A 23997-nucleotide genomic window follows, 5' to 3' on the forward strand; every position below is an offset into this window, starting at 1 on the left:
GCCGCGCGAGCATCAACCACTCCACAGCCGCACCAGCACCACCGCTGCCCGGAATCCGACCCGCACTCATACCGCCCGCCCCACACTCTTACTGTTGACCGCATGTCCGACGTACGTGCCAACTACCTCACCGACGGCGCCGAGATCTATCGGCGTTCGTTCGCGACGATCAGGGCCGAAGCGCGGCTCAAGGGGTTTCCCCCGGATGTGGCGCAGGTGGTGGTGCGGATGATCCACGGTTGCGGCCAGGTCGATCTCGCCGACGATATCGCCTACACCCCGGGCGTGGTCGCGGCGGCGCGGGCGGCGTTGCGGGCGGGTGCGCCGATTCTGTGCGATGCGAAGATGGTCGCCTCCGGCGTGACACGCAAGCGGCTACCGGCGGACAACCAGGTGCTGTGCACTTTGGACGATCCGGCGGTGCCGGAACTGGCTGCGCGCCTCGGCAATACGCGGTCGGCGGCGGCGGTGCAGTTGTGGCACGAGCACCTCGCGGGCGCTGTGGTGGCGATCGGCAACGCGCCGACCGCGCTGTTCCATCTGCTCGACCTGATCGCGGCGGGTGCGCCGCGCCCCGCCGCGGTACTGGGTATCCCGGTCGGCTTCATCGGCGCCGCCGAATCCAAGGACGCGCTCATCGAGTTCGCGGGGCTCGAGTACCTGACCGTTCGCGGTCGGCGCGGCGGCAGCGCGGTCACCGCGTCGGCGCTCAATGCCATCGCGAGCGAACAGGAATGAACGAGGCGACAGTCACGCCGGGCAAGTTGTGGGGCGTCGGCCTCGGTCCTGGCGATCCCGAGCTCGTGACGGTGAAGGCGGCCAGGGTGATCGACGCCGCGGACGTGATCGCGTTTCACAGCGCGCGACACGGGCGCAGCATCTCGCGCGGCATCGCACAGCCCTATATGCGCGAAGGCCAACTGGAGGAACACCTCGTCTATCCGGTAACCACCGAGACCACCGACCATCCCGGCGGCTATCAGGGTGCCATCGACGAGTTCTACGAGCAGGCCGCGCGGCGACTCGCCGAACACCTCGCCGCCGGCAGGTCGGTCGCGTTGCTCGCGGCGGGTGATCCGCTGTTCTACAGCTCCTACATGCATATGCATCGACGCCTGGCCGACCGATTCGACGCGGAGATCGTGCCGGGCATCACCTCGGTGAGCGCGGCGTCGGCCGCGCTGGCGACACCCTTGGTGGAGGGCGAACAGGTATTGACGGTGCTGCCAGCGACCCTGCCCACCGATGAACTCACCCGCCGACTGCGCGACGCCGACGCCGCCGCGATCATGAAGCTTGGCCGCACCTACCCCGGTGTGCGCCAGGCTCTTTCGGACTCGGGAAAGCTCGACCGCGCCTACTACGTGGAGCGAGCCAGCAGCACCCGACAGCGCGTGCTGCGCGCCGACGCGGTCGCCGACGCGGACGTCCCCTACTTCGCCATCACCCTCGTCCCCGGCCCGGAACCCACCGCGCCCATCCGCACGGATTCACCGAATAGCGCTGCGGAGCAACCTTTTTCCGCCAAGTCATCAATAACCGGCAACGATCGTTCCGCCACGACAGCGGCCTCTGACACGAGGGCCCCCGCGAGGCTCGCCACCCAATCAGTTCCACCGATATCGGGCTCGTCTTCGACTATCGCTTCGACACAGCCGCCCTCCTCTGGTTCGACACCAACCGACATCGCCCAGCCCTCCGCCACACCACCAACAGATTTTCCGCCGACGACCACTCCCCCACAGCCACACTCCGCCGATTCGGCAGCAACGGATAGCGTCCGGCACCACGCATCCCCCACTGTGCCGTCAGCGCAATCGCCGTCGAATGTCACCGCCGCGCAGTCGTTTTCCAGTGTTTCGGAGTCGGCGCGAAGTGTCCCGCACGGAGCGTCGAACCCACTGGTCGATGGCGTCGCCTCCCCCACACCCTCGGCCAGTACACCGCCGAATCTCCGCACTACCGCGGCCGAACAGATCCTCGCCGAGCAACCGAGGACGAGCGGCGCCCCCACCGGCCGAGTCGTGGTCGTCGGACTCGGTCCCGGCGATCCGGAATGGACCACCGCCGAAGTGCGCGCCGCGCTGGCCGAGGCCACCGATCTCGTGGGCTACACCACCTATCTGAACCGGGTGCCGGAGCGGGTGGGTCAGCGTCGGCATGCCAGCGACAATCGGGTCGAGTCCGAACGCGCCGCGATGGCACTGGATCTGGCCGGGCGTGGCGCACGGGTCGCGGTGGTGTCGTCGGGCGACCCCGGCGTGTTCGCGATGGCGGCGGCGGTACTGGAGGAGTCGAGCGACCCACGTTGGCAGCACGTCTCGGTTCAGGTGCTGCCCGGCCTGACCGCCGCCAATGCCGTCGCGAGCCGAGTCGGCGCGCCGCTGGGGCACGACTACGCGACCATCTCGCTGTCGGATCGGCTCAAACCGTGGGAGGTTGTCGCCCAACGGCTTTCCGCGGTGGCGGCAGCGGATATGGCGATCGCCGTCTACAACCCCGCCTCCTCGCAACGCACCTGGCAGGTGGGAGCCATGCGCGATCTACTGCTGGAGCACCGCAAGCCCGACACCCCCGTGGTGGTGGGCCGAGATGTGGGTGGCCCCACCGAAAGTGTGCGGGTGGTCGCGCTCGGCGAACTCGATCCCGCCGAGGTGGACATGCGCACGCTGCTGATCATCGGCGCGTCGACCACCGCCATGCGCGAGACCGAGCACGGCCCCCTCGTCTATACCTCGCGGCGCTACGGCGGCGTGCGCGACGCGGCGACCGGCGGCGCGTAGGATCTCCTGACGCACCGACGATCGGAGGGGATGGTGGCGGCGACACTGCCGGAACTGACGCTGCGGGCACGCGCTTTGGAGGCGCGCGCCACCGCGAGCGAGCAGGCGCTCGACGAGCACGGTGAACAGCTCGACGAGCAGGGTGATGTCCTCGGCGAAGTGGCCGCGCTCACCAGGAAGGCGCTCGACGGTATCGACCGGATCGACGAGCGCTCCCATCGGATCACCGATGATGTGGTGGTGTTACGCGAGGACGTGGGTGAACTGCGTCAGAATGTCGGTGAGTTGACTCGCCGCGTGACCGTTCTCGAGCAGGGGCAGGGCCGCCTCGAACGGGGACAGTCGAAACTCGAAGCGAGCCAGTCGAAACTCGTCGACGGGCAGAATCGCCTCGAGCAAGGCATGGCACAGGTACTCGAACGTCTCGACCAGTTGATCGGCGGACGGTAGGGCGGCGATGCGGCCGTGGCCCGCTGTGGCTGGGCGTTCGTGTTACATTCCACTATGGAGTGTTGATCGCGAAGGGAGTTGTCGTTGACGAATACCGTGACGAAGACCAATACCGCGAAAACCAAGACCGCGAAGACGAACACCGCACGCAAGACCGACCCCTCGGCGGTGGGCTCGGGACCGAAACGCAAACTCAATTCCACCGCGGCCTCATTGCTCGGATTCCTGCACGAGGGCCCGAAATCCGGCTGGGACCTCGCCACCGAGGCACAGGCACGCATCGGCGATTTCTGGACGATCACCCAGAGCCAGGTCTACCGGGAACTCGGCACCATGGACACCATCGGACTGGTCGAAAAGGGCCCGCCCGGCGCCAGAGACCGCACCCCCTACGTGATCACCGACGAGGGCCGCGAAGCGTTCCTCGAGTGGATCACCCGCGATCCCGGCAGCGAGACCATCCGCGTCCCCCTGCTGCTGACCATCTCGTTCGGCGACCACCTCGACCGTGGGCGCCTGAACCGAATCATCGCCGCCAACAGCCAGATCCATCACGACCGGCTGGCCAGGTATCTCGCCGAGGAGCCGTCGGAGAAGTCACCGTACGCGCGTGCGACGCTCGACTTCGGGATTCGGTACGAGCGCGCGGTGTTGGAGTGGTTCGAGCGGTTGCCGGGGTTGCTCGAGCAGTAGAGGTACTCACCGATCACTCCCGAATCAAGTGCGGGCGGTGGAGATTTCGCCAGGTTTCGGCGCTGTCTCGCGAGATCCGGCTATTGGTGCGGTGACGTGCGAACGCTGGTATCTGCATGTTTGGGTGGTTGCAGATAAGGGGTGATGCGCGGGCGAAAGGACTGGTGTGGCCGCAACGCCCGGGGCGGGGGGATCCGGGGGGCCGCGTTAGGCGACAGGGTGATACGCGGGGGCGAGGAACCGGCACCAGGTAGGCGGCGGGGTGATACGCGGGGGCGAGCGCTTCCTCGCTGTGTTTTTGGCGGCTGGCGCCGCGTGGTTCGCGGCCCTGAGTCTCGCGTTCGAGTACCCGTTTCTTGCTCCTTCGTCGCCTACGAAACGGGCACTCGAACGCGAGACGGCCGCGAACTTACCGTGCCGGTCTCGCTGCGCTCGGAACACGTGTTCAGGCGGCTCGTAGGGGGGCTGAGTTGGGTGCGGGACGTGGCGGTTTCACCGGGTAGCCGGGGGTGCGCGTCGAACCGGGTACTCGAACGCGAGACGGCCGTGAACTTGCTGTGTCGGTCTCACTGACGCTCGGAACACGTGTTCAGGCGGCTCGTAGGGAGGGCTGAGTTGGGTGCGGGACGTGGCGGTTTCACCGGGTAGCCGGGGGTGCGCGTCGAACCGGGTACTCGAACGCGAGACGGCCGTGAACTTGCTGTGTCGGTCTCACTGACGCTCGGAACACGTGTTCAGGCGGCTAGTCGTTGGGCTGAGTTTGTTGGGGTGGTGGAGGTTTACCGGGTTCACCGGATCGTCGGGGGCGTGTACCTACCGTTCGGCGTGCAGCGCATGCTGTGTTCGGTGCCGCATGTCAGTAGGGCACAGAGTCGGCAGTTCGGGCGGTGAGGGGTTCACCAGGACACCGGCGGCAACCGCTTACTTTCACGATCAGCTAGAGCATGCGGGTGGCGTTGGGGGTCGGAGTGTCCGGGGGCCTGGTGGTCAGTGCTTTCGGAGACCACGGAGCCAGTCGAGGGTGGCGGCGGCCGTTTCGGTGATGAGGGTGTTTTCGGGGAGCGGGGGGCGGTTGATCATGATGACGGGGAGGTTCGCTTCGCGGGCGGCGGTGAGCTTGGCGGTGACGTCGGGGGCGCCGCTGTCCTTGGTGACCAAGGCATCGATGCGGTGGTCGGCGAGGAGTTCCGATTCCGCCGCTACCGTGAAAGGTCCACGGGCAAGCAATAACTCATGCCGCGGTGGGAGAGCGCCTTCGGGCGGGTCGATGGCGCGGATCAGGAACCAATGGCTGGTCACAGTTGCGAAAGCATGCACGCCCTGGCGGCCGATGGTCAGGAAGATGCGGGGGCCGAAATCGGCGGTCGCGGTCGCCGCGGTCGCAAGGTCGGGCACTCGGGTCCAGCGATCCCCCGGCTGCGCGGACCATCCCTGTCTACGCAGATGCACGAGAGACACACCGGCTTCGGCGGCGGCCGTGGTCGCGTTCTCGGTGATTGTCGCGGCGAACGGGTGAGTCGCGTCGACGACCGCGTCGACGCGGTTGTCCGTCAACCACTCTCGGAGACCGGTCGCACCACCGAATCCGCCGATGCGCACCTCCCCACTGGGCAACGAAGGGTCGCGAACGCGACCGGCGAGCGAGGAGACGATGTCGAATCCTCGCTCGCCGGAAGCGAGTTGGGCAAGGTGCCGGGCTTCGCCGGTACCGCCCAGAATCAGAACCCTCAGGGCTGGCCGCTGAAGTAGGCGATGCCCGCGTTCAGCAACTCCGGCCCACCGGCGACGGCGAGACCGATGATGGCACCGAGCACCGCACCGGGCAGGATGCCGACACCGAAGAACAGAATGCCGACGGCGGCACCGATCAAGCCACCGACCGCCGCACCCAGCGACGCGCGCTGCAGCTCGGCGAAGAACCAGTCCTGCGCGCCGATGAACTCGGCGGTCGAGGGCGCGGCCGCGGTCGGAGCCAGCTCAGGGGTGAGTGTCACCCTGGTGCCGTCTTCGGAGATGTTCGCGGCGATCGGGACCTGCTGCCCCTTGGCCGTCGCGGTGAGCGGGATCGTGGTGACGGTGGCGCCCTCGGCGTTCTTCAGGCTCACCGACTGATTGTCCGAGGCGAGGCTGAACGCGCCGCCGGTCACCGAGGTGACCACGGACTTGCCCTCGTCGGCCAGTGCCAGCGCGTACTCGACGCCCTGATCCTCGCCGGTCACCGACTGCGCGGCGCCGGACTGCTGCTGCGCCACGGGCGGCGCGGGAACCGGCTCGGCATACGCGGTGCCCGCGGTGATTCCGGTGGCGGCCGCGGCCAGAATGGCAGTGGCGGCAAACTTCTTGTACTTCATCTATCTCCCCAGTAGGACAGGTTCCGAGCATGATCGGAACTCGAAACACGACATTACCCCCAGAGCCCGACAGGTTCACCGCCGACTTTCCTGCGCTTGGGAGCTTTCCTCGCCGAGGCCGCCCGGTTTCACCGCCCACCATTGCGTCACCGGCAACTGCGGCCGCCACGTGCGGAACCCACCCAGCGGCTCGGCACGGTAGATCTGGTATTTCCGCAGTTCACCGCCATGCTCGGCAGACAAAGCCAGCAGCGCCGATTCCGATTCCGCCGTCACGGCATTGGCCACCAGCCGTCCGCCCGCGCGCAGTCGTGCCCAACATGTCTCGAAGACGCCATCGGCGGTGAGCCCGCCGCCGAGGAACACCGCGTCGGGAGTCGGCGCCGCCGCTGATTCCCCCACGAATTCGCCGCGGATCTCGAGCCGCGAAACACCGAGCGCCTCGGCGTTATCGGCAATCTGGGTACGCCTGCGCGCTAGCCGCTCGAAGGTGACGGCCCGACAGGCGGGATGGGTGCGACTCCATTCGATCGCGATACTGCCCGAGCCACCGCCGATATCCCACAGCAGTTCACCCGGCGCGGGTGCGAGCGCCGAAAGCGTCAGTGCGCGCACCTCGTGTTTGGTGAGTTGTCCATCGCCACCGAAGAATTCGTCGTCGAGACCGGGAATGCGGGTGGCGCGGCGAAGGTCACGCTCAGCGACGCAATCGAGCGCGACGATGTTCAACGAGTCGCCGTGCGGGCGGTCCCACCGCTTGGCGACGCCCGAAACAAGCAGCTCGCGCGACCCACCCAACTGTTCGAGCACCGTCACCGAGGATTTCCCGAACCCATTGCGCGTCAACAGATCCGCCAGCGCGCCCGGGGTGCGCTCGTCCTCGCTCAGCACCAGCACCCGTCGACCGTCGACCAGTTCGGGTAGCACCGTCGACAACGGCCTGCCCACCACATTGACCACCGGTGTCGACGCGAGCGCCCACCCGAGCCGCGCACACGCCAACGACACCGACGACGGCTGCGGCAACACCCGCAGCGCCGAGGCGCCGACGAGACGCGCGAGGGTGACACCGATTCCGTAGAACATCGGGTCACCGCTGGCCAGCACACAGACCCGTCGACCGAGCCACTGCTCCAGCAGCCCCGGCAGCGCCGGGACCAGCGGCGACGGCCACTCGATCCGCCGCGCCCCCGCGACCCCCACCAGGTCGAGCTGACGACGCGACCCGGCCACGAGGTCGGCGGCGTCGATGGCGTCCCGCGCGGATCGTCCGAGTCCGTCGATTCCGTCGGCGCCGACCCCGACCACCTCGATCGGCCGACCGTGCCACGCCACCGTCATCGACACCCCCGCCACCGGCGCACCCGGGTGATCGCGACGAAATCCTCGCTCGCGCACGATCCGCGGTGGATATTCCGAACCGCCGCCCCTGGCCGCGGGGACAGCGTGTGCGGCAGTGCGATGCGAGCCCTCGCCGACCACCCGCTCATCGCGGCATCCTGCGCCAAATCCATTGTGGCAGCAACCTTATCGTGAAGAACACCAGATTCAGGATGCCCGGCACCACCGCGCGCGCCGAACGCCGACGAAGACCCGCGACCACGGCATCGGCCACCTGGCCGGGGGTGCTGGAGAACGGCGCGGGGTCCATTCCCTCGGTCATTCGTCCGATCACGAAGCCCGAGCGCACCAGCAACAAGTGAATCCCGCTACCGTGCAGGGCATCCGCGAGACCGTTGGCGAAACCGTCGAGCCCCGCCTTCGCTGCGCCGTAGACATAATTGGCGCGGCGCACCCGCACCCCCGCGATCGAACTGAACACCACGATGTGGCCGTCACCCTGGGTGCGCAGCAGATTCGCCAGCGGGGTGAGAACGCTGACCTGAGCGAGGAAATCGGTGTGCAGCACCTGCACGGCGTGCGCCGAATCCTGTTCCGCACGTTGTTGATCACCGAGGATTCCGAAAGCGAGCACGGTCACCGCGAGGCGACCGTGCTCGGCGACGAGCCGTTCCAGGAGCGCGGGATGCGCCGCGGTGTCGTCGGCGTCGAATTCGACCAGGTGCACCGCCGTCGCACCCGCCGCCTCGACCAGCGCGCTCTGCTCGACCAGTTCGGCGCTGCGCCGCGCCGCGAGGATCACCTCTCGTCCTTCGGCCAGCCGCCGCACCACCTCGAGCCCGATCTCGCTGCGCCCACCGAGCAGCAACACCGGCCCGTCGACTATCCCTCTCGCACCCATTCGCCCAGTCTGTCATCCACCGCACGGGCCTCGACATTCGCCGACACAACCACAGGATTCGGCGGTGGCTAGAGTCGAGTGATGCTGTCTACCGCAGGTATCGAATTCGTGTCCGAGCGACACCTGGCCACCCTCACCACCTTGCGCGCCGACGGAACCCCCCACGTGGTGGCTGTCGGCTTCACCTGGGATCCCGACGCGGGCATCGTCCGAGTCATCACCGGCGGCGGCTCGGTGAAGGCGCGCAATGTGCGCCGCTCCGGATACGCGGCGGTGAGCCAGGTCGACGGCCCACGCTGGCTCACCCTCGAAGGCCCCGCCTCGATCCTGGACGACCCCACCGACATCGCCGACGCCTGCGACCGCTACGGCGCACGCTATCGCGTCCCGCGCGAGAACCCCGAGCGCGTCGCGATCGCCATCCGGGTTCGCCGGGCGTTGGGCAGCGCCACCTTGCTCGCCCCCGCGAATCCGGCAACGTAGCCGAAGTATCGTTCACCCGGCAGCGCCGGTCTCGCAATCGGACGGCTCCCTCATCGATATCGGCTCGATCGACGCCGAGTGAGCCGGAATTCGTGCGGCGCTGCCACAGCGGCATCGGCCGCATGGACGACGGGTGTCGCCGCACGTTGGGCCCATGGGCGCGACCGCGAACCCGCACGCTCACACCATCGCCCGGCGAGACCCTCGACCACCCCAGCGGCAACGACCACTAACGCCGCAGCGTATCGATTCCCTCGTCGATGAGCCCGACGATGAGATCGGCGAGACCGGCCGTGCGGCTGACCTTGGTGGGCCAGTAGGCGATCGAGAAGATCGTGCCGAGACATGTTTGGGTGGCAACGGCGATTTCGGCGTCGGTGGCGGAAGGTAGACAGCGCCCGACGGCGGCCTCCCAGGCGCGGACGTACTCCTTGCGCCGCCGATTGACCGAGCGCAGCCAGGGGTCGACCAACGAGCGATCCTCGCGCTGGGTCACGTTCACCAGATGGCGATGACGCGCCGCGAATTCGACATGGTGGCGCACGAGGCGTTCGAAATCGCGAGCGGGATCGTCGAGTATGGGCTCCACCGCATCGATGAGTTGGTCCATCGCCTCGGTGAACAGGGTCGCGAGGATTTCGTCCTTACCGGAGAAGTGCCGGTAGAGCGCCGGGCCACTGAGTCCGGCGCGGGTTCCGAGTTCGTCCACGCTGGTGCCGTGGAAGCCCTTCTCGTAGAACAACTCCGCGGCGGTATCGAGAATCTTCCGACTCCTGTCCACCGTGGGATGCTAGCACCCCGTGTGAACGATCGTTATGATCGCCGATGCGTCGACCGCAGGTTCGATCCACCGTAGTCGGTAGCGTGCGCGTGTACCGAAGAATGCCGCGGCCCGGCCAGCAAAGCGAAGAGAACCGAGATCGACAGGAGAGTCATGACCGGCACGGCCTTGATCCCCGACTATCACCAGGTGGTCCTGCTACCTCGCGAGCACGGCCCGGTGGTGATCCCCGAGGAGTTCAGGGACGAGAACGGTCACATGAACGTCCGTCACTACTACGACCTCTGCTTGATCGCGATGGATACGGTCTTCCAGCGGCTCGGCATCACCGACGACTATCGCGCCACGCGCGGACATGGTTTCTTCACCGCCGAACACCACATCAAGTTCTTCGCCGAAACTCATGTCGGCCAACGAGTTTCGGTCCATTTTCGCAATCTCGAGCGGTCGGACAAGGTAGTGCACGGGATAGCGTTGCTGGTCAACGACACTACCGAGCGACTAGCCTGCACGCTCGAGGTGGTGGCCGTCCACGTCGACCTCGACACTCGCAGAACCACCCCGTTCGCCGTCGACGTGGCCGAGCCGATCGACCGGGAGATCTCGATCACCGATGCCGTCGACTGTGCGGCTCCGGTGTGCGGCGCGATGGGGATTCGCCGCTGAACAACGTTGGTCTGAGAGCTATCTCGTCACCCACAGACGGAGGCACTGATGCCCGATGAATCGAAGCGCCCCTACGACCTCAAGCGGGAGCTGCGCGAACTCTACGCAGCCAAGAACCGCGAGTGGGCGCTGTTGGACGTTCCCGAACAGCAGTTCCTGGCCATCGACGGGGCCGGAAACCCCAATACCGCACCGGAATACGCCCGCGCGGTGCAGGCGCTGTACGGGGTGGCGTACACGCTGAAGTTCGCCGCCAAGCGCGCAGGTTCGGATTTCGTGGTGGCGCCACTGGAGGGACTGTGGTGGGCAGATACCTACGACGCGTTCCGCAACGGCGACAAGGATTCCTGGCAGTGGACCCTACTGATCTGTCAACCAGCATGGATTACCACAGATGGAATTACCGAGGCGCGCGATTCCGCTCTGCGCAAGAAGGGCAACGAGGCGATCGCCGCCGTCTACCCGCGACAGCTGCGGGAAGGGTTGTGCGCGCAGGTATTACACGTCGGCTCCTACGACGACGAGGCGCCGGTACTGGCCGACCTACACCAGAACTTCCTCGAGGCGAACAACCTGACGCCTACTCAATCGCATCACGAGGTCTACCTCGGTGATCCGCGAAAGACGGCGCCGGAGAAGCTCAAAACCATTCTGCGCCAACCGGTGAACGAGCGCGCTGACGCGGGCGAGTCGTCCCGAGGCAGCCACACCGAATAGCTCCCGGCCCCAACCGAAGACGCTAGGACAGTGCGAGGAAATCGGATCGGCTCACCTGATCACCCGCCGTCGAAGGTGTCGATGCCACGGGACCCTGCGCGATCTCGACGGGCGCCGTTACACCGTGAGCTCTGTTGGCCTACAACACCGTCAGCCCGTGCGGGCGCAGGTTCAGCGGCTCGCAGCCGTCCTCGGTGACCACGACGATGTCTTCGATGCGCGCACCCCACTCGCCACGGAAATAGATGCCAGGCTCGATGCTGAAAGCCATGCCGGGACGCAGGATCAGCTCGTTGCCCGCCGTGATGTAGGGCTCCTCGTGCGCCGACAGGCCGATGCCGTGGCCGGTGCGGTGGATGAACGCGGAGCCGAAACCGGCCTCGGTCAATGGATTACGGGCGGCGGCGTCCACCGACTCCGCGGTGACACCGGGGCGGACCGCCGCGACCGAGGCGGCCTGCGCGCGCTCCAATTCGGCATACTGTGCCGCGATCCGCGCCGACGGTTCGCCGAGCACGTAGGTTCGGGTCGTATCCGAGTAATAGCCGGGATCGACCGGACCACCGATATCGATGACCACCACGTCACCCACCTCGAGCACGCGATCGGAAACCCGGTGGTGCGGGTCGGCGCCGTGCGGACCACTGCCGACGATCACGAACGCGACCTCGGAGTGCCCCTCCTCGACGATCGCCGCCTCGATATCGGCACCCACCTCGGCCTCGGTGCGGCCGACCCGCAGGAAGTCCGGCACCCTGGCCTGCACGCGGTCGATCGCCGAACCCGCGCGGCGAAGGGCCGCGATCTCGGCCTCGTCCTTGATCATCCGCAATTCGCGCAGCACCGGCGTCGCCGAGACCGGCAGGCCGGAGAACTGCTCCGCCAATGGCAGCAGGTGCAACGCGGGCATGCTCTCGGTGACCGCGACACGCGAACCGGCGTGCAGGGCCGAGCGCACGATCCCGTAGGGGTCGGTGCCGTCGACCCAGTCGAGCACGGACAGACCGAGCTCGTCGGCGGCGGACCCGGCCAGCGAGGCCAGCTCCAGTTTGGGGAGCACCACCGACGGCGTCGCACCGTCGGCCGGGATCAGCAGGCAGGTCAGCCGTTCGATCGTGTCCGCCGTCGAGCCGATCAGGTACCGCAGGTCGGGACCGGGGGTGATCAACAAGGCGTCCAGGTGGGCGGCCCGAATCAGATCGACCGCACGCTCCAACCGGTCGCCGTAGATCTTCGCCGCGAACCTCGAATCCGAATGCGCGCTCATGGGACCGACGTTACCCGGCGCGGTCCACCGCGGTGCAGCCCGCGTGCCCGGGATTTGTCGGGGCCTGCGGGTAATCTCGGCCGCGTGACCGCATCCGCCGCCGAAGGACCGTTGCTGCTGCTCGACGGGGCCAGCCTCTGGTTTCGCGCCTTCCACGCCATTCCCGAGAAGATCACCGCCCCCGACGGGCGTCCGGTCAACGCGCTACGCGGATTCACCGACATGGTGGCCTCGCTGATCACCAAACACACACCCGCGCGGCTGGTGGTGTGCCTCGACCTGAACTGGCGGCCGGACTTTCGAGTGGCACTCGTCCCCTCCTACAAGGCGCACCGCCTCGACACCAGCGCCGAAGCAGGGCCCGGCGCGGAAGAGGTACCCGACACCTTGACCCCGCAGGTCGAGATGATCCTCGAGGTGCTGGAGGCGGCTGGTATCGCCACCGGCGGCGCCGACGGACTGGAGGCCGACGATGTGCTCGGCACGCTGGCCACCACGGAACGCACCCACGAGACGATCGTCGTCAGCGGGGATCGCGACCTGCTGCAACTGGTTCGCGATGCGCCGCCGCCGATTCGGGTGCTGTACGTGGGCCGTGGTCTGGCCAAGGCGGAGCTGTTCGACCCAGCCGGGGTGGCGGCCAAATACGGTGTGCCGCAAGACAACGCCGGTCGGGCCTACGCCGATATGGCAACCCTGCGCGGCGACGCCTCCGACGGGCTGCCCGGCGTCGCGGGCATCGGCGACAAGTCGGCGGCGATGCTTATAAGCCGATTCGGTTCGCTGGAGGAACTCCGCGCCGCCGTCGACCGCCCCGACGCCGACCTCGCTCAGGGCATACGGGCCAAACTCCGTGCGGCAGCGGACTATCTGACCGCAGCGGCACCGGTCGTTCGCGTCGTGTGCGACGCCGAGGTCCACCTGTCGCGCCCGGATACTCTCCCCGGCGCACCCGCAGACCCAGCCCGCCTACACACCCTTGCCGAGTCGTACAACGCCACCAGCCCCATCACTCGCCTGATCACCGCGCTCACCGCCACACAAGGCAACTGATCACACACCGAACACCCGAGACCCGCCCGATCTGAGAGTACGTCCACACATCGGCTACCTAGATGCCTGCGCCCACACCATCAACCCCGAACCCGCCTGATCACCGCGCCCCGAGCGAACCGAAAACTCGAGCCCCACCATCCGGAGGCCCGGCGCGCATCACAACATCGGTCGCCCGAGCTCCCACGTCCACACCACCTACTCAACCACTCCGATTACTACTCTCACTGCTACACAAGGCAACTCGCCACACGTCGAACACCCGAGTCCGTCCCGTCGGGCATTCGCGACACCGCCCACCATGCGCCTTCGGGCACCTCCGACCGGCCGATCATCACACTCATTATCGCGCATGGCGGCCGACCGACCGGGCCTCGAACGCTGACAGTTGGCGAGCACACCACTTCGGCGCGACCCTTGCCTCAGCCTCGTCGATAGCGGACGCCAATCGTTGGCGCACAGTGTTTTTCGTACCATTCGCGCGCTTACTCCCGGCAGGGTTATCGACCCATGGGCGCGAACGAGCGCCTGGCTCGGTCACCACCGGAAAGAAGTCCACCCTGAGGAGATCGGGACCAGCGTTCACGCTACGCCCGGAACCGGTTGCGCGACAGCACCTTCGGCAGCGCCACCCGATCAGCCCCGCGCACGCGCAACCTCCGCTTGTCGGAGGTCAATTGCGCGATGCCACGGGACAATCGACAGTGTGGGACGGCAACCGACCGGAAGTGACGGCCGATGATCGAGTAGCACGAACTGTTCGACACCCGGTCATGAGCGGCCCCGAGCACTGCCGCGACGAACGATTGCCGTGAGCCCGATCCACGTCCAGTGGCGATCAACGGTTGCCCAGCCGGCCCCAAACACAGAAGAACCCTGTCGCACGATAATTTTCGCGACAGGGCTCATTCTGTTGGCGAGCGAGGTAGCGGGCTGCTCGCTCGCCGACGGTCACACCGTTAGTTGGGGCGACCGACCTCATAGGTGCCGTCGTCCTTGGTGATCTTGATGGTCACCTTCTTGGCCTCGCCGCTCACGTCCAGGGTGCATTCGAAGCTCGCGTCCACCGCGACCTCCTTGTCCGCGGGGCAGGACACATTATTGACGTCCTGAATGCCATAGGACTCCGACAGCACCTTCTGCACGCCGTCCTGCACCGCCGCCTGATCCAGCTTGTCCTTGGCGGTCAGCGTCAGGATCACCGCGACGATCGCGCCGATGACCACGACAGCGAGCACACCGAGCCCGATGAACAGGCCCTTTTTGCTCTTGCCGCCGCCTTGGGATTGCTGTAACTGCTGCTGGCCGCCCCATTGCTGCTGATCCGGCTGCTGACCCCACTGCGGCTGAGGTTGCTGCTGCTGACCCCACTGCGGCTGGCCCTGTTGCTGCCAATCCTGCCCCTGCTGCCCCTGCTGCCCCTGCTGCCAGTCCTGCGGCTGCTGCGGTGGCTGCGGCTGACCCCATTGCGGCTGCCCCGGCTGCGGCTGGCCGGGCTGACCCCACTGTGGCTGCGGCTGACCTTGCTGCGGTTGGGGCTGGCCCCACCCTTGCTGCGGCGGCTGCGGCTGACCCCACCCCTGTTGCGGCGGTTGCTGCTGCTCACCACCCCACTGCTGCGTCGGCTGCGCCGAGGACGGCGTATGCGGCTGCTGCTGCGGCGGTTGCCCTCCCCACTGCTGGGTAGGGTCGGGGCCACCCGGTCCCTGTTGTTGCTGCCCGCCCCACACCTGGGTGGGATCGTTGCGTCCCTCCCCGGGGTCGTTCGGTCCGAAAGGGCCGCTCATCTCTCGCCTCCACTCGCATTTGTTGTACACACGGTAGCCCCCCGTGTGGGCTCGGTCGCTGAACACGACCCTTCACCACCCGCGAAAGCAAGCTTTCGCCACGGTCGGTACGCGAAGAAATCAAATCACAGTCGGTTCGGCTACGCGGCGTCCACCGCGACCACGCCGCGTCGGATCGCCCGCACCGCCTTCGCCGCCGTAGCCGCGACCTCGGGATCGTCAGCGCTGCCATGGATCTGGTCGAGCAGATCGATCACCTGCCTGCACCACCGAACGAAATCACCCGCCGAGAGCAAGGAGCCTTGATCGCCACTGGCGAGCAACGATTCGGCCAACCCGTCACCACGCGCCCATTTGTACACGCCGTCGACAAAGCCGAGATCGGGTTCCCTTGTGGGCGGGAGCTTGTGCTTCGCCTCGTCGGAGCGCAGGTCGTCCCATACCCCGATGGTCGAGGCCACCGCGCGTCGAATCGGCGCCGTCGGGCCGCTCGCACCGAGGAACCCGCCTTCCTGCCTCGACTCGTACACCAGGATCGACACCACGCCCGCCAGTTCGGCGGGCCCGAGCCCACGCCACAACCCGCGCCGCAGACATTCCGCGACGAGCAGATCGCTCTCGCTGTAGATCCTGGACAGTCGACGACCGTCCGCGGTCACCTCACCGTCCTCGACAAACCCGCGCTCGGTCAGCAGCGCGACGATCCGATCGAAGGTGCGCGCCAACGAGTTCGTGGTCGCGGCAACCTTCTGGCGCATCGTCTCCGATTCGCGAAGCACCCGGTTGTAGCGCTCACCGACCCGCGCCTTCTGCTCACGGTCGGGTCGGGTATGCGCGGGATGCGCGCGCAGACTGCGCCGCAGGGTCGCGAGTTCGTGATCGTCGGCCGCCGGTGCGCGCTTACCTCGGCGCGGCCGACCCGGTGCCGAGATCCCCGTGTCGCGCAAGGCCGATGCCAAATCGCGGCGCACCCGCGCGGTGCGGTGGTCCACTCGCCGTGGCAGCCGCATGTGTCCCAGCGTCTCGGCCGGAACCGGGAAGTCGGCCGCCGACACCCGTCCCGCCCATTTGTCCTCGGTGAGCACCAGCGGACGCGGATCACCCGGTGACGCATCGGGTTCCAGGATCACCGCGAGTCCCGCGCGGCGCCCGGACGGGATCGCGACAACGTCACCGCGACGCAACGACACCAACGCGGTGACCGCCGCGCCACGGCGGTCGGAACGACCCTTCTGTTCCAGCTGGCGCTCCCGCTGCTTGATCCGTTCGCGCAGCGCGATGTATTCCAGGTAGCCGCCGTCCTCACCGCCGAGCTGGCCGCGCAGCTTGCGCAAGGCCGCCTCGTTGCGTTCGATGCCGCGCACCAACCCCACCACCGAGCGGTCGGCTTGGAACTGGGCGAAGGAACGCTCGAGCAGCGCGCGTGATTCGTCGGCACCCATGCGGTCGATCAGATTGATCGACATGTTGTAGCCGGGCCGAAACGAGCTGCGCAGCGGGAAGGTTCGCGTCGAAGCGAGGCCCGCCACCGCACTGGTGTCGACTTCGGGCTGCCACAGCACCACCGCGTGCCCCTCGACGTCGATACCTCGACGGCCCGCACGGCCGGTCAGCTGGGTGTACTCCCCCGGTGTGAGCTCGGCGTGCGATTCGCCGTTGAACTTGACCAGGCGCTCCAGCACCACCGTGCGCGCGGGCATATTGATACCCAAAGCCAGTGTCTCCGTGGCGAATACCGCGCGCACATAGCCGCGCAGGAACAATTCCTCGACGGTGTGGCGGAACGCGGGCAACATCCCCGCGTGGTGCGCGGCGATACCGCGGTGCATGGCCTCGCGCCAATCCCAGTACCCGAGCACCTCCAGATCGGATTTCGGCAGATCGCCGGTGTGCTTGTCGATGATGCGGTCGATCTCTTCGCGGTCTTCGGGACGGGAAAGATCCAACCGGGAACGCAGGCACTGCGCGAGCGCGCCGTCACAACCGGCCCTGCTGAAGATGAACGTGATCGCGGGCAGCAGGCCCTCGTCGTCCAGCTTGGCCAGTACCTCCGGGCGCGGCAGCGGACGGAAGAATCGGCGCGGGCCGCCTCGGCCGTGCCGAGGACCGCCGAAGCCGTTCATCCGATCCTCGGCTTCGCGCTGCCGGATGAAGCGCACCAGGTCACCGTCGACGACGACCCGCTGGTCGGTGGAGTCGGTGTCGAACAGGTCGAACATGCGCCGTCCGACCATGATGTGCTGCCACAGCGGCACCGGTCGCGTCTCGTCCACCACCACCGTGGTGTCACCGCGCACCGTCTCCATCCAGGCCCCGAACTCCTCGGCATTGCTCACCGTCGCCGAGAGGCTCACCAGCCGGACGTCCGGCGGCAGGTGCAGGATCACTTCCTCCCAGACCGCGCCGCGGAACCGGTCGGCCAGGTAGTGCACCTCGTCCATCACCACGTGCGACAGCGTCGCGAGCGTGTCCGAGGACGCGTACAGCATGTTGCGCAGCACCTCGGTGGTCATCACCACCACGGGCGCGCCGGGATTGATCGACTGGTCGCCGGTGAGCAGGCCGACGCTGTCGCGGCCGTAGCGTTCGGTGAGGTCGGCGAACTTCTGGTTCGACAGGGCCTTGATCGGCGTGGTGTAGAAGCACTTTCCACCCCCGGCGAGCGCGAGATGCACGGCGAACTCGCCGACCACGGTCTTGCCGGCGCCGGTGGGCGCGCACACGAGCACGCTGTGGCCTTCTTCCAAAGCCGCACAGGCGTTGCGCTGAAAGGGGTCGAGGCCGAAGCTCAGTTCAGCGGAGAATTTTGCCAGCTCGCCCTGCTGCGACCGGGGATACGTCACGCCTCAGAGCGTATCGGAGTAGTCCGACACCGGTCGCCCGGATTTCTCGCGCAGCCGCGACAACGACTCGGCGTCCTCGATCGGACCCGGCTGCTCCAGCGTCGAGCCCTGCTCGTCGGCCAACTCGGCCTCGGCCGCGGCTTCCCGCCTTGCCCTGCGCAGATCGTTGATCCTGGAGAACTGGATCGCCACCTCGAACAGCACCGTGAGGGCCAGGGCAAGGGCCAGCATGGAGAACGGGTCCTGCGGGGTGACGATCGCGGCGAAGACGAAGAGCCCGAACGTGATTCCGCGCCGCCATGCCTTCAACTTGGCGTAGCTCAGGATGCCGACCATGTTCAAACCGATGATCAGCAGCGGAGTCTCGAAGCTCACGCCGAAGATGATCAGCAGCTGGATGATGAAGCTGAAGTACTGCGATCCGCTCAGCGCGGTGATCTGAACATTGTCGCCGATGGTGAGCAGGAAGCTCAACGCGTGCGCGACCACCACGTAGGCCAGCACCGCGCCGGTGACGAACAGCACGGTGCCCGCGGTCACGAAACCCACCGCGTACCTGCGTTCCTTGGCATACAGCGCTGGCGTGATGAACGCCCACAGCTGATACAGCCAGAACGGCGCCGCCAGCACGATGCCCGCGGTGAGACCGACCTTGAGGCGCAAGGTGAACTGTTCGAACGGCGCGGTGGCCAGCAGACGGCAGGCCCCGTCGGCATTCAGTTGCGCGCGTGCGGAATCGGGCAACGAACAGTACGGCCCGCGCAGGAGATCGCCCAGGCTTTCGAGGCCGAGCACGGAATGGGAATACCACAGGAAACCGAGCACCGTGGTGATGGCGATCGCGAGGATCGCGATCAACAACCGGTACCGCAGTTCTTGCAGATGCTCGACGAACGACATGGTGCCGTCGGGGTTCGTCCTGCGCTTACTGCGCCGAGGGTCGAACGGGATTCGCATGGTTGGTGAGTGTCCCTGGGTCGAAGTGCCGCGCCGTGAAAAGCCGTGCGAAACCGCGCTGTCGGCGGCTCCTGCTCAGACCGCGCTCAACAGCGCCGTTGCCCGGAGCCAGGCGCACCTCACCCCGGAATGAGCGTCCGGCTCAGGCCAGCTTCTTCTCCTGCTGGGGTTGCGCGGTCGCCGCGTCGACCTGCGACGTCGCGGGCAACTGCTTGGCCTGCTCCGGGGCACCGGCGCCGCCCTCGCTCTTGTCTTCCTTGCCGTCCTTCGAGTCGCTCTGCATCTGCGAAACCTCGCTCTTGAAGATGCGCAGCGATTGGCCCAGGCTGCGGGCGGCGCCAGGCAACCGCTTCGCGCCGAAGAACATCACGAACACGACCGCGATGATCAGCCAGTGCCAGATGCTCAGACTGCCCATGGTTGTACCTCCCAAGAATGGTGATGGCTTCGATGCTACCTGGACCGTGACGTGCGCGAACTCCGGTGTCAGCTCCCGATGGGCGCGCCGGCAGCGCCACCACGGCCGCCCGCCTGTCGTAATTGTTCCAGCAACGCCGCGCCGCTCCAGTCCCTACGCCCGCCCTGCTCCGCGGCGACGACCAACTCGACCAGCCGTTCGTTCACCGGCGTCGCGACCCCGACCATGGCGCCGAGTCCGACGATCTCGCCGCACAGCCACATGATCTCCGTCTTGCGACCCAACGCCAGATCGTCGGCCATCGATGAGCGCGCCGTCGGGTCGATCGCGAGGACCTTTCCCGCCATCCGCGCGAAGAGCCGGTCGGGGACGGTCAGCGTGCGCGCCATCAGTCGCGGTGGCAGCGGGGTGAGCCGGGCGGTCTCGATGCGCGCGCGGCGCAGGACCGCCAGCGCCTCGCGCTGCGCCAGCGCCAGGCAACGCCGATAGTCGCGTTCGGCCAGTTCGGCGCGTAACGGCAGACCAGACAGTGCGTTGATCGGGTTGTTCAGGTTCAGCAGCAGCTTGGCCCACTGTACGGGGCGCAGGTCCCGATGCCGTCGTAAGCCCAGCTCGGCACGGTCGAAGGTGTCGAGAAACGGTGCGAGCGCCGGGTCGTCGGTCACCGCCACCGACCCCTCGGTGCCCCGATGAAATCGGCCGGGGCCTTGTTGCACGACATTGAACATCACCATCCCGGCCAAGACCACGCAGTGCGGGAGGATCTCCCTGATCACCGAGTCGTTGCCGATCCCGTTCTGCAGGCTCACCACGACGGTGCCCGGCCGGATCGCCGCCGACAGTTCCCGTACGGCCTCCGCCGTCGCGGCGGATTTCACCGCCACCAACACCAGGTCGGCCGAATCGACATCATCCGGCGCGGTCGCCACCCGGAAGCGCCCCGGTGCGACGGTGTCGTCCTTGCCGTCCAGATCGGTCAGGCGCAACCCGGACTCGCTGATCGCGTCGAGGATGCGCGGCCTGCCGACAAAGGTGACCTCGGCTCCCGCCACCGCCAACCGTCCGCCGACGAAGGTGCCGACACTGCCCGCGCCGAGCACGAGCACTCGAGAACTCACCGCGAGCGATCCTCCAGATATCCCGCCGCCGCATAGGCGGCCAACGCCGAGGTGGAACGCTCACGCACGGCCGCCACCAGCTCGGCGGGGCCGAGTACGGTGACACCGGAACTGAACCCGAGCAGCAGGCGTGCCATCCAGTCCAAGGTCGCGAAACGCATGCTGACCTCGAGCGTGCCGTCGGGATGCACCGCCATCCGATGCATCGGGTACTGATCGACCACCCACCCGTAGTCGGGGCGAATCAGCAAGCGCGCCAACGGGACAGCCGGATCCTCCTGGAAAAGATCGAGCGCCGAGGACTCCCCCGTCGCGTGGCTGGGCGGCCGGGCGGGCTGGTCGAGTTCGGTGGCGTCCTCGATGCGATCGAACCGGAACAGCCGCACCCCTTCGGCCTGGCGGCACCACGCCTCGAGATAACTGTTGTTGTCCACCAGGACGATTCGAATCGGGTCGACGATCCGCTCCGACACCACATCACGGCTGGCCGAGTAATAGACCAGGCGCAGCGCGTGCCTGCGAGCCGAGGCCGCGCGCACCGTGGCCACCGCGGGCGCTTCGCGCGGTGGTGTTCGCGCCGATTCGGCTGCCTCGGGGGCGCCGCCGCCACCGGCGATGGCCGATTCCAGCTTCGCGATCGCCGCGTGCGCGGCCGTCGGGTCGACCATTCCCGGCATATCCACGATCGAACGCAGCGCTACCAGCAGCGCGGTCGCCTCCGTCGAGGTCAACCGCAGCGGACGATCGATCCCCGCGGAGAAGGTGACCTCGATGCTCTCCTCGGAGAACGAGAGGTCGATCAGATCACCGGGCCCATAGCCGGGCAGACCACACATCCACAACTGGTTCAGGTCGCTCATCAACTGCTTGGTGGTCACACCCAGGTCGGCGGCGGCCTCGGCCGCGCTGATCCCCGGATGCGCGATGAAGTACGGAATCATATTGAGCAGCCGGGAAAGTCGCACCGACAGCCGCGAACTCATGCGGTCACCCTCGTATGATCAAGTACCGACCGTAGGCGTTCGATCACATCGTCGCGTAGCTCGCGCGGCGTGAAGACCACCGCGTCAGGGCCGAGTCCGGTGATCAGTCGCGCCAGCCAGTTCAGGGACCGCACCGGCAACTCCAGGACGGTGCCCGCGCGCCCGCCGATGCTCTGCGCACCGACGACGGTGCCGATCCTGCGCAGCTCCCTGCCACGACCTTCGGCGACCCACACCGTGGCCGAACCACTCACCGGCGCGGTGCCGGTCACCGCGTCCACGATCCCGCGTAGGTCGGTGCCCTCGGGTTTGTGTACCGCGTTGTCCGGTCCGTAGGCCGTCACGTCGTCGCCGATGCGCGAAAGCCGGAAGGTGCGGACCGCGTCCCGGTCGCGATCGTGGCCGACCAGATACCAGCGTCCGAATCGGGTGACCACACCCCACGGTTCGACGTCGCGCATCCGGTACGGCTCGTTGATCACGCCGCGATGCTCGAACCGCACCGCGCGACCCGCGTCGATCGCGGCGAGCAGCTTGCCGAGCGCCGATTCCGACCCTCGGGTGCGGGCCGGTACCGCGGGCACCGACGCCACCGCGGCCACGGTCTCCAATTGCACCCCCGCCGCGCGCAGTTTCAGCAGAGCGCCCTCGGCGGCGGCCGCCAGCTCCGGGGATTCCCACAGCTGCACGGCGACCGCGACCGCCGCGGACTCCGCGTCGGTCAGATCGATTTCCGGGAGTTCGTAGGCGTCCCGGTTGATCCGATACCCCTCGACCGAGGAGTATCGCCCGACCGGACCGACCTCCAGTGGGATGCCGAGGTCGCGTAGTTCCCCCTTGTCCCGCTCGAACATTCGGCTGAACGCCTCGTCGCTCGCGGAGTCCTCGTATCCCGCGACGCTGTCCCTGATCCGCTCCGCGGTGAGGAACTGCCGGGTCGACAGCAGCGCGATGACGAGATTCATCAACCGCTCGACCTTCGATATCGCCACCCGATAGAGGGTAATCTCCGCCGAGGGGTACACGCGCGGCGGCGCGCGATATGTCAGGTGACGCCCGCGAATGTGTCCATGACGAGTCCGATGTCCAGCGTTCGCCCTCGAAGGAGCCAGCCATGCTCATCGCCTTTTCCGTGACACCGCTCGGTACCGGCGTCGATGTCGGCGCCGCGGTCGCCGAAGCGGTGCGGATCGTGCGCGCCAGCGGCCTACCCAACCGCACCGACGCGATGTTCACCTCGATCGAAGGCGAATGGGACGAGGTGATGGACGTGGTGAAGCGGGCGACCGACGCCGTGGTCGCGGTGGCCCCACGGTGCAGCCTGGTATTGAAAGCCGACATTCGTCCAGGGGTCCACGACGCGCTGAACACCAAGGTGGAGACGGTCGAGCGGTATCTCGCGGAGCATCCGACCGAGAGCTGATCGAGTCCCCGAGCGTCGACCGACCGGAACACTGTCAGTCGGTCGACGCTCGACCGGGCCGCGCGCACGCGTTCGGCGTCCTTGGTCCGAGCAGGGTAGAGACTTGCCCGTCCCGGCTGCCTATCCGACCCGGTGGGATCGGCCGCCCGATCTGTGGCACCCCTGCGGTGTTCGCACAGCAACGGGCGGTCACCCGTCAGAGCTGCGAACCTCCTCCGTCCACGGCAAGTTCGGCACCGGTCGTATACGTGGCATCGAATGCCAGGAACACCACCGCCGCGGCGATTTCGGCGGGGACACCAAGACGCACCATCGGGTTTTCCGCTGCCATCTCCGTCTTCGTCTGCTCGGCCGCCTCCGGTGGCAGCGTCTTCTCCAGGATCCCGGTGTCGATGGGTCCCGGACTGACCGCGTTGACCCGAATCCGCTTCGGCAACAGTTCCCGCGCGAGACTGCGGGTCATCGAACGCAGTGCCGCCTTGCTGGCCGCGTACGCGCTGAGCATCGGCAACCCCAGTACGTTCACCACCGACGTGGTGAGCACGACACCGCTCCCCGCCGCCAGCAGCGGAGCGAGCTTCTGCACCGTGAAGTACGGCCCCTTGGCATTGATGGTCAGCAGCTGGTCGAACAACTGCTCGCTCGTCGCCTCGAACGGTGCGAAGCCGGTGACTCCCGCATTGGCGAACAGTGCGTCGACCGTGCCGAACTCGCTTTCCACCTGATCGGCCAGCGCATCGATCGCCGAGACCGACGCCGCGTCGCTGCGGACCGCGATCGCGCGGTCGCCGAGTTGCGCCGCGGCGGCGTCCAACCTTTCCTTGTCCCGCCCGGTGATCAACACCCGCGCCCCCTCGTCCACCAGCAGCTGCGCCGTGGTCAAACCGAAACCGCTACTGCCGCCGGTGATCACGACCTTCTTGCCTGCGTACTTGCCCATCTGGACCTCTCTCGACTCTGAAATCTGCGTGATGTGTATGTC

Annotated in this window: 23 protein-coding genes; 9 read left to right on the forward strand and 14 right to left on the reverse strand. The window is 67.3% G+C overall.

From position 1 onward, the window contains the following. The first annotated feature begins 102 nt into the window (after positions 1–102). The 4 genes from ABEA50_RS12815 to ABEA50_RS12830 all read left to right on the forward strand — a co-directional run bounded on the left by ABEA50_RS12815 (position 103) and on the right by ABEA50_RS12830 (position 3926). On the forward strand, positions 103–738 hold the full coding sequence (locus tag ABEA50_RS12815; RefSeq protein WP_345495529.1) for a precorrin-8X methylmutase: 636 nt from the start codon (positions 103–105) through the stop codon (positions 736–738). Further along, on the forward strand, positions 735–2783 hold the full coding sequence (locus ABEA50_RS12820; RefSeq protein WP_345495530.1) for a precorrin-2 C(20)-methyltransferase: 2049 nt from the start codon (positions 735–737) through the stop codon (positions 2781–2783). The genes ABEA50_RS12815 and ABEA50_RS12820 overlap by 4 nt, the downstream gene beginning before the upstream one ends. 30 nt (positions 2784–2813) lie before the next feature. Beyond that, positions 2814–3233, forward strand: a complete 420-nt coding sequence (locus ABEA50_RS12825; protein ID WP_345495531.1) for a hypothetical protein — start codon at positions 2814–2816, stop codon at positions 3231–3233. A 168-nt stretch (positions 3234–3401) separates the two neighbouring features. Next, positions 3402–3926 carry a PadR family transcriptional regulator gene (locus tag ABEA50_RS12830; RefSeq protein ID WP_345496545.1) on the forward strand — a complete coding sequence of 175 codons (525 nt, stop codon included), beginning with the start codon at positions 3402–3404 and terminating at the stop codon, positions 3924–3926. A 987-nt stretch (positions 3927–4913) separates the two neighbouring features. On the opposite strand, the gene ABEA50_RS12835 is transcribed toward ABEA50_RS12830, so the two are convergent. The 4 genes from ABEA50_RS12835 to ABEA50_RS12850 all read right to left on the reverse strand — a co-directional run bounded on the left by ABEA50_RS12835 (position 4914) and on the right by ABEA50_RS12850 (position 8519). After that, the gene (locus ABEA50_RS12835) at positions 4914–5657 is read right to left on the reverse strand and encodes a cobalt-precorrin-6A reductase (RefSeq protein ID WP_345496546.1); all 744 of its coding nucleotides are present in this window, start codon (positions 5655–5657) and stop codon (positions 4914–4916) included. Further along, the gene (locus ABEA50_RS12840; RefSeq protein ID WP_345495532.1) at positions 5654–6277 is read right to left on the reverse strand and encodes a hypothetical protein; all 624 of its coding nucleotides are present in this window, start codon (positions 6275–6277) and stop codon (positions 5654–5656) included. The genes ABEA50_RS12835 and ABEA50_RS12840 overlap by 4 nt, the downstream gene beginning before the upstream one ends. A 75-nt stretch (positions 6278–6352) precedes the next feature. Further along, positions 6353–7618 carry a precorrin-6y C5,15-methyltransferase (decarboxylating) subunit CbiE gene (gene cbiE, locus ABEA50_RS12845; protein WP_345495533.1) on the reverse strand — a complete coding sequence of 422 codons (1266 nt, stop codon included), beginning with the start codon at positions 7616–7618 and terminating at the stop codon, positions 6353–6355. A 145-nt stretch (positions 7619–7763) separates the two neighbouring features. Further along, complete coding sequence (locus ABEA50_RS12850) at positions 7764–8519, reverse strand: SDR family NAD(P)-dependent oxidoreductase (RefSeq protein WP_345495534.1); 756 nt, start codon at positions 8517–8519, stop codon at positions 7764–7766. Between the two features lie 81 nt (positions 8520–8600). Between ABEA50_RS12850 and ABEA50_RS12855 the strand changes: the two genes are divergently transcribed. Further along, positions 8601–9002 carry a PPOX class F420-dependent oxidoreductase gene (locus ABEA50_RS12855; protein WP_345495535.1) on the forward strand — a complete coding sequence of 134 codons (402 nt, stop codon included), beginning with the start codon at positions 8601–8603 and terminating at the stop codon, positions 9000–9002. 229 nt (positions 9003–9231) lie between these two features. Here ABEA50_RS12855 and ABEA50_RS12860 read toward each other — a convergent pair whose 3' ends face one another. Continuing rightward, a complete protein-coding gene (locus tag ABEA50_RS12860; RefSeq protein WP_345495536.1) occupies positions 9232–9783 on the reverse strand; it encodes a TetR/AcrR family transcriptional regulator in 552 nt (183 codons plus the stop codon). 153 nt (positions 9784–9936) lie between these two features. Between ABEA50_RS12860 and ABEA50_RS12865 the strand changes: the two genes are divergently transcribed. Both ABEA50_RS12865 and ABEA50_RS12870 read left to right on the forward strand, forming a co-directional pair. Next, a complete protein-coding gene (locus tag ABEA50_RS12865; protein WP_345495537.1) occupies positions 9937–10449 on the forward strand; it encodes a thioesterase family protein in 513 nt (170 codons plus the stop codon). 48 nt (positions 10450–10497) lie between these two features. Continuing rightward, positions 10498–11166, forward strand: coding sequence for a GyrI-like domain-containing protein (locus tag ABEA50_RS12870; protein WP_345495538.1), 669 nt, complete (start codon positions 10498–10500; stop codon positions 11164–11166). Between the two features lie 139 nt (positions 11167–11305). Here the strand turns inward: ABEA50_RS12870 and ABEA50_RS12875 are convergent, their stop codons facing one another. Continuing rightward, positions 11306–12433, reverse strand: a complete 1128-nt coding sequence (locus tag ABEA50_RS12875; protein WP_345495539.1) for a M24 family metallopeptidase — start codon at positions 12431–12433, stop codon at positions 11306–11308. 84 nt (positions 12434–12517) lie between these two features. Here ABEA50_RS12875 and ABEA50_RS12880 point away from each other — a divergent pair, with 84 nt between their 5' ends. Continuing rightward, positions 12518–13486: a 5'-3' exonuclease gene (locus ABEA50_RS12880; protein ID WP_345495540.1), complete on the forward strand. Its 969-nt coding sequence runs from the start codon at positions 12518–12520 to the stop codon at positions 13484–13486. Positions 13487–14445: 959 nt separating this feature from the next. Here ABEA50_RS12880 and ABEA50_RS12885 read toward each other — a convergent pair. The 7 genes from ABEA50_RS12885 to ABEA50_RS12915 form a co-directional block, all read right to left on the reverse strand. Then, positions 14446–15273, reverse strand: coding sequence for a DUF4333 domain-containing protein (locus ABEA50_RS12885; RefSeq protein ID WP_345495541.1), 828 nt, complete (start codon positions 15271–15273; stop codon positions 14446–14448). Between the two features lie 140 nt (positions 15274–15413). Further along, positions 15414–18116: a DEAD/DEAH box helicase gene (locus ABEA50_RS12890; protein WP_345495542.1), complete on the reverse strand. Its 2703-nt coding sequence runs from the start codon at positions 18114–18116 to the stop codon at positions 15414–15416. Positions 18117–18119: 3 nt separating this feature from the next. After that, a complete protein-coding gene (tatC, locus tag ABEA50_RS12895) occupies positions 18120–19073 on the reverse strand; it encodes a twin-arginine translocase subunit TatC (protein WP_345495543.1) in 954 nt (317 codons plus the stop codon). A gap of 142 nt (positions 19074–19215) precedes the next feature. Then, entirely contained in the window at positions 19216–19491 is a 276-nt protein-coding gene (gene tatA, locus ABEA50_RS12900) for a Sec-independent protein translocase subunit TatA (RefSeq protein WP_345495544.1), read from the reverse strand. Between the two features lie 68 nt (positions 19492–19559). Beyond that, positions 19560–20609: a 2-dehydropantoate 2-reductase gene (locus ABEA50_RS12905; RefSeq protein ID WP_345495545.1), complete on the reverse strand. Its 1050-nt coding sequence runs from the start codon at positions 20607–20609 to the stop codon at positions 19560–19562. Then, positions 20606–21592: a helix-turn-helix transcriptional regulator gene (locus tag ABEA50_RS12910; RefSeq protein ID WP_345495546.1), complete on the reverse strand. Its 987-nt coding sequence runs from the start codon at positions 21590–21592 to the stop codon at positions 20606–20608. Before ABEA50_RS12910 ends, ABEA50_RS12905 begins: the two co-directional genes overlap by 4 nt. Next, entirely contained in the window at positions 21589–22584 is a 996-nt protein-coding gene (locus ABEA50_RS12915) for a helix-turn-helix transcriptional regulator (RefSeq protein WP_345495547.1), read from the reverse strand. The genes ABEA50_RS12910 and ABEA50_RS12915 overlap by 4 nt, the downstream gene beginning before the upstream one ends. Positions 22585–22706: 122 nt before the next feature. On the opposite strand from ABEA50_RS12915, the gene ABEA50_RS12920 reads away from it, so the two are divergent. Beyond that, positions 22707–23015 carry an MTH1187 family thiamine-binding protein gene (locus tag ABEA50_RS12920; RefSeq protein WP_345495548.1) on the forward strand — a complete coding sequence of 103 codons (309 nt, stop codon included), beginning with the start codon at positions 22707–22709 and terminating at the stop codon, positions 23013–23015. Positions 23016–23211: 196 nt separating this feature from the next. Here ABEA50_RS12920 and ABEA50_RS12925 read toward each other — a convergent pair whose 3' ends face one another. Then, positions 23212–23955, reverse strand: coding sequence for an SDR family oxidoreductase (locus ABEA50_RS12925; protein ID WP_345495549.1), 744 nt, complete (start codon positions 23953–23955; stop codon positions 23212–23214). Positions 23956–23997 lie beyond the last annotated feature (42 nt).

This window comes from Nocardia callitridis, from assembly GCF_039543305.1.
Taxonomy (GTDB): Bacteria; Actinomycetota; Actinomycetes; order Mycobacteriales; family Mycobacteriaceae; genus Nocardia; species Nocardia callitridis.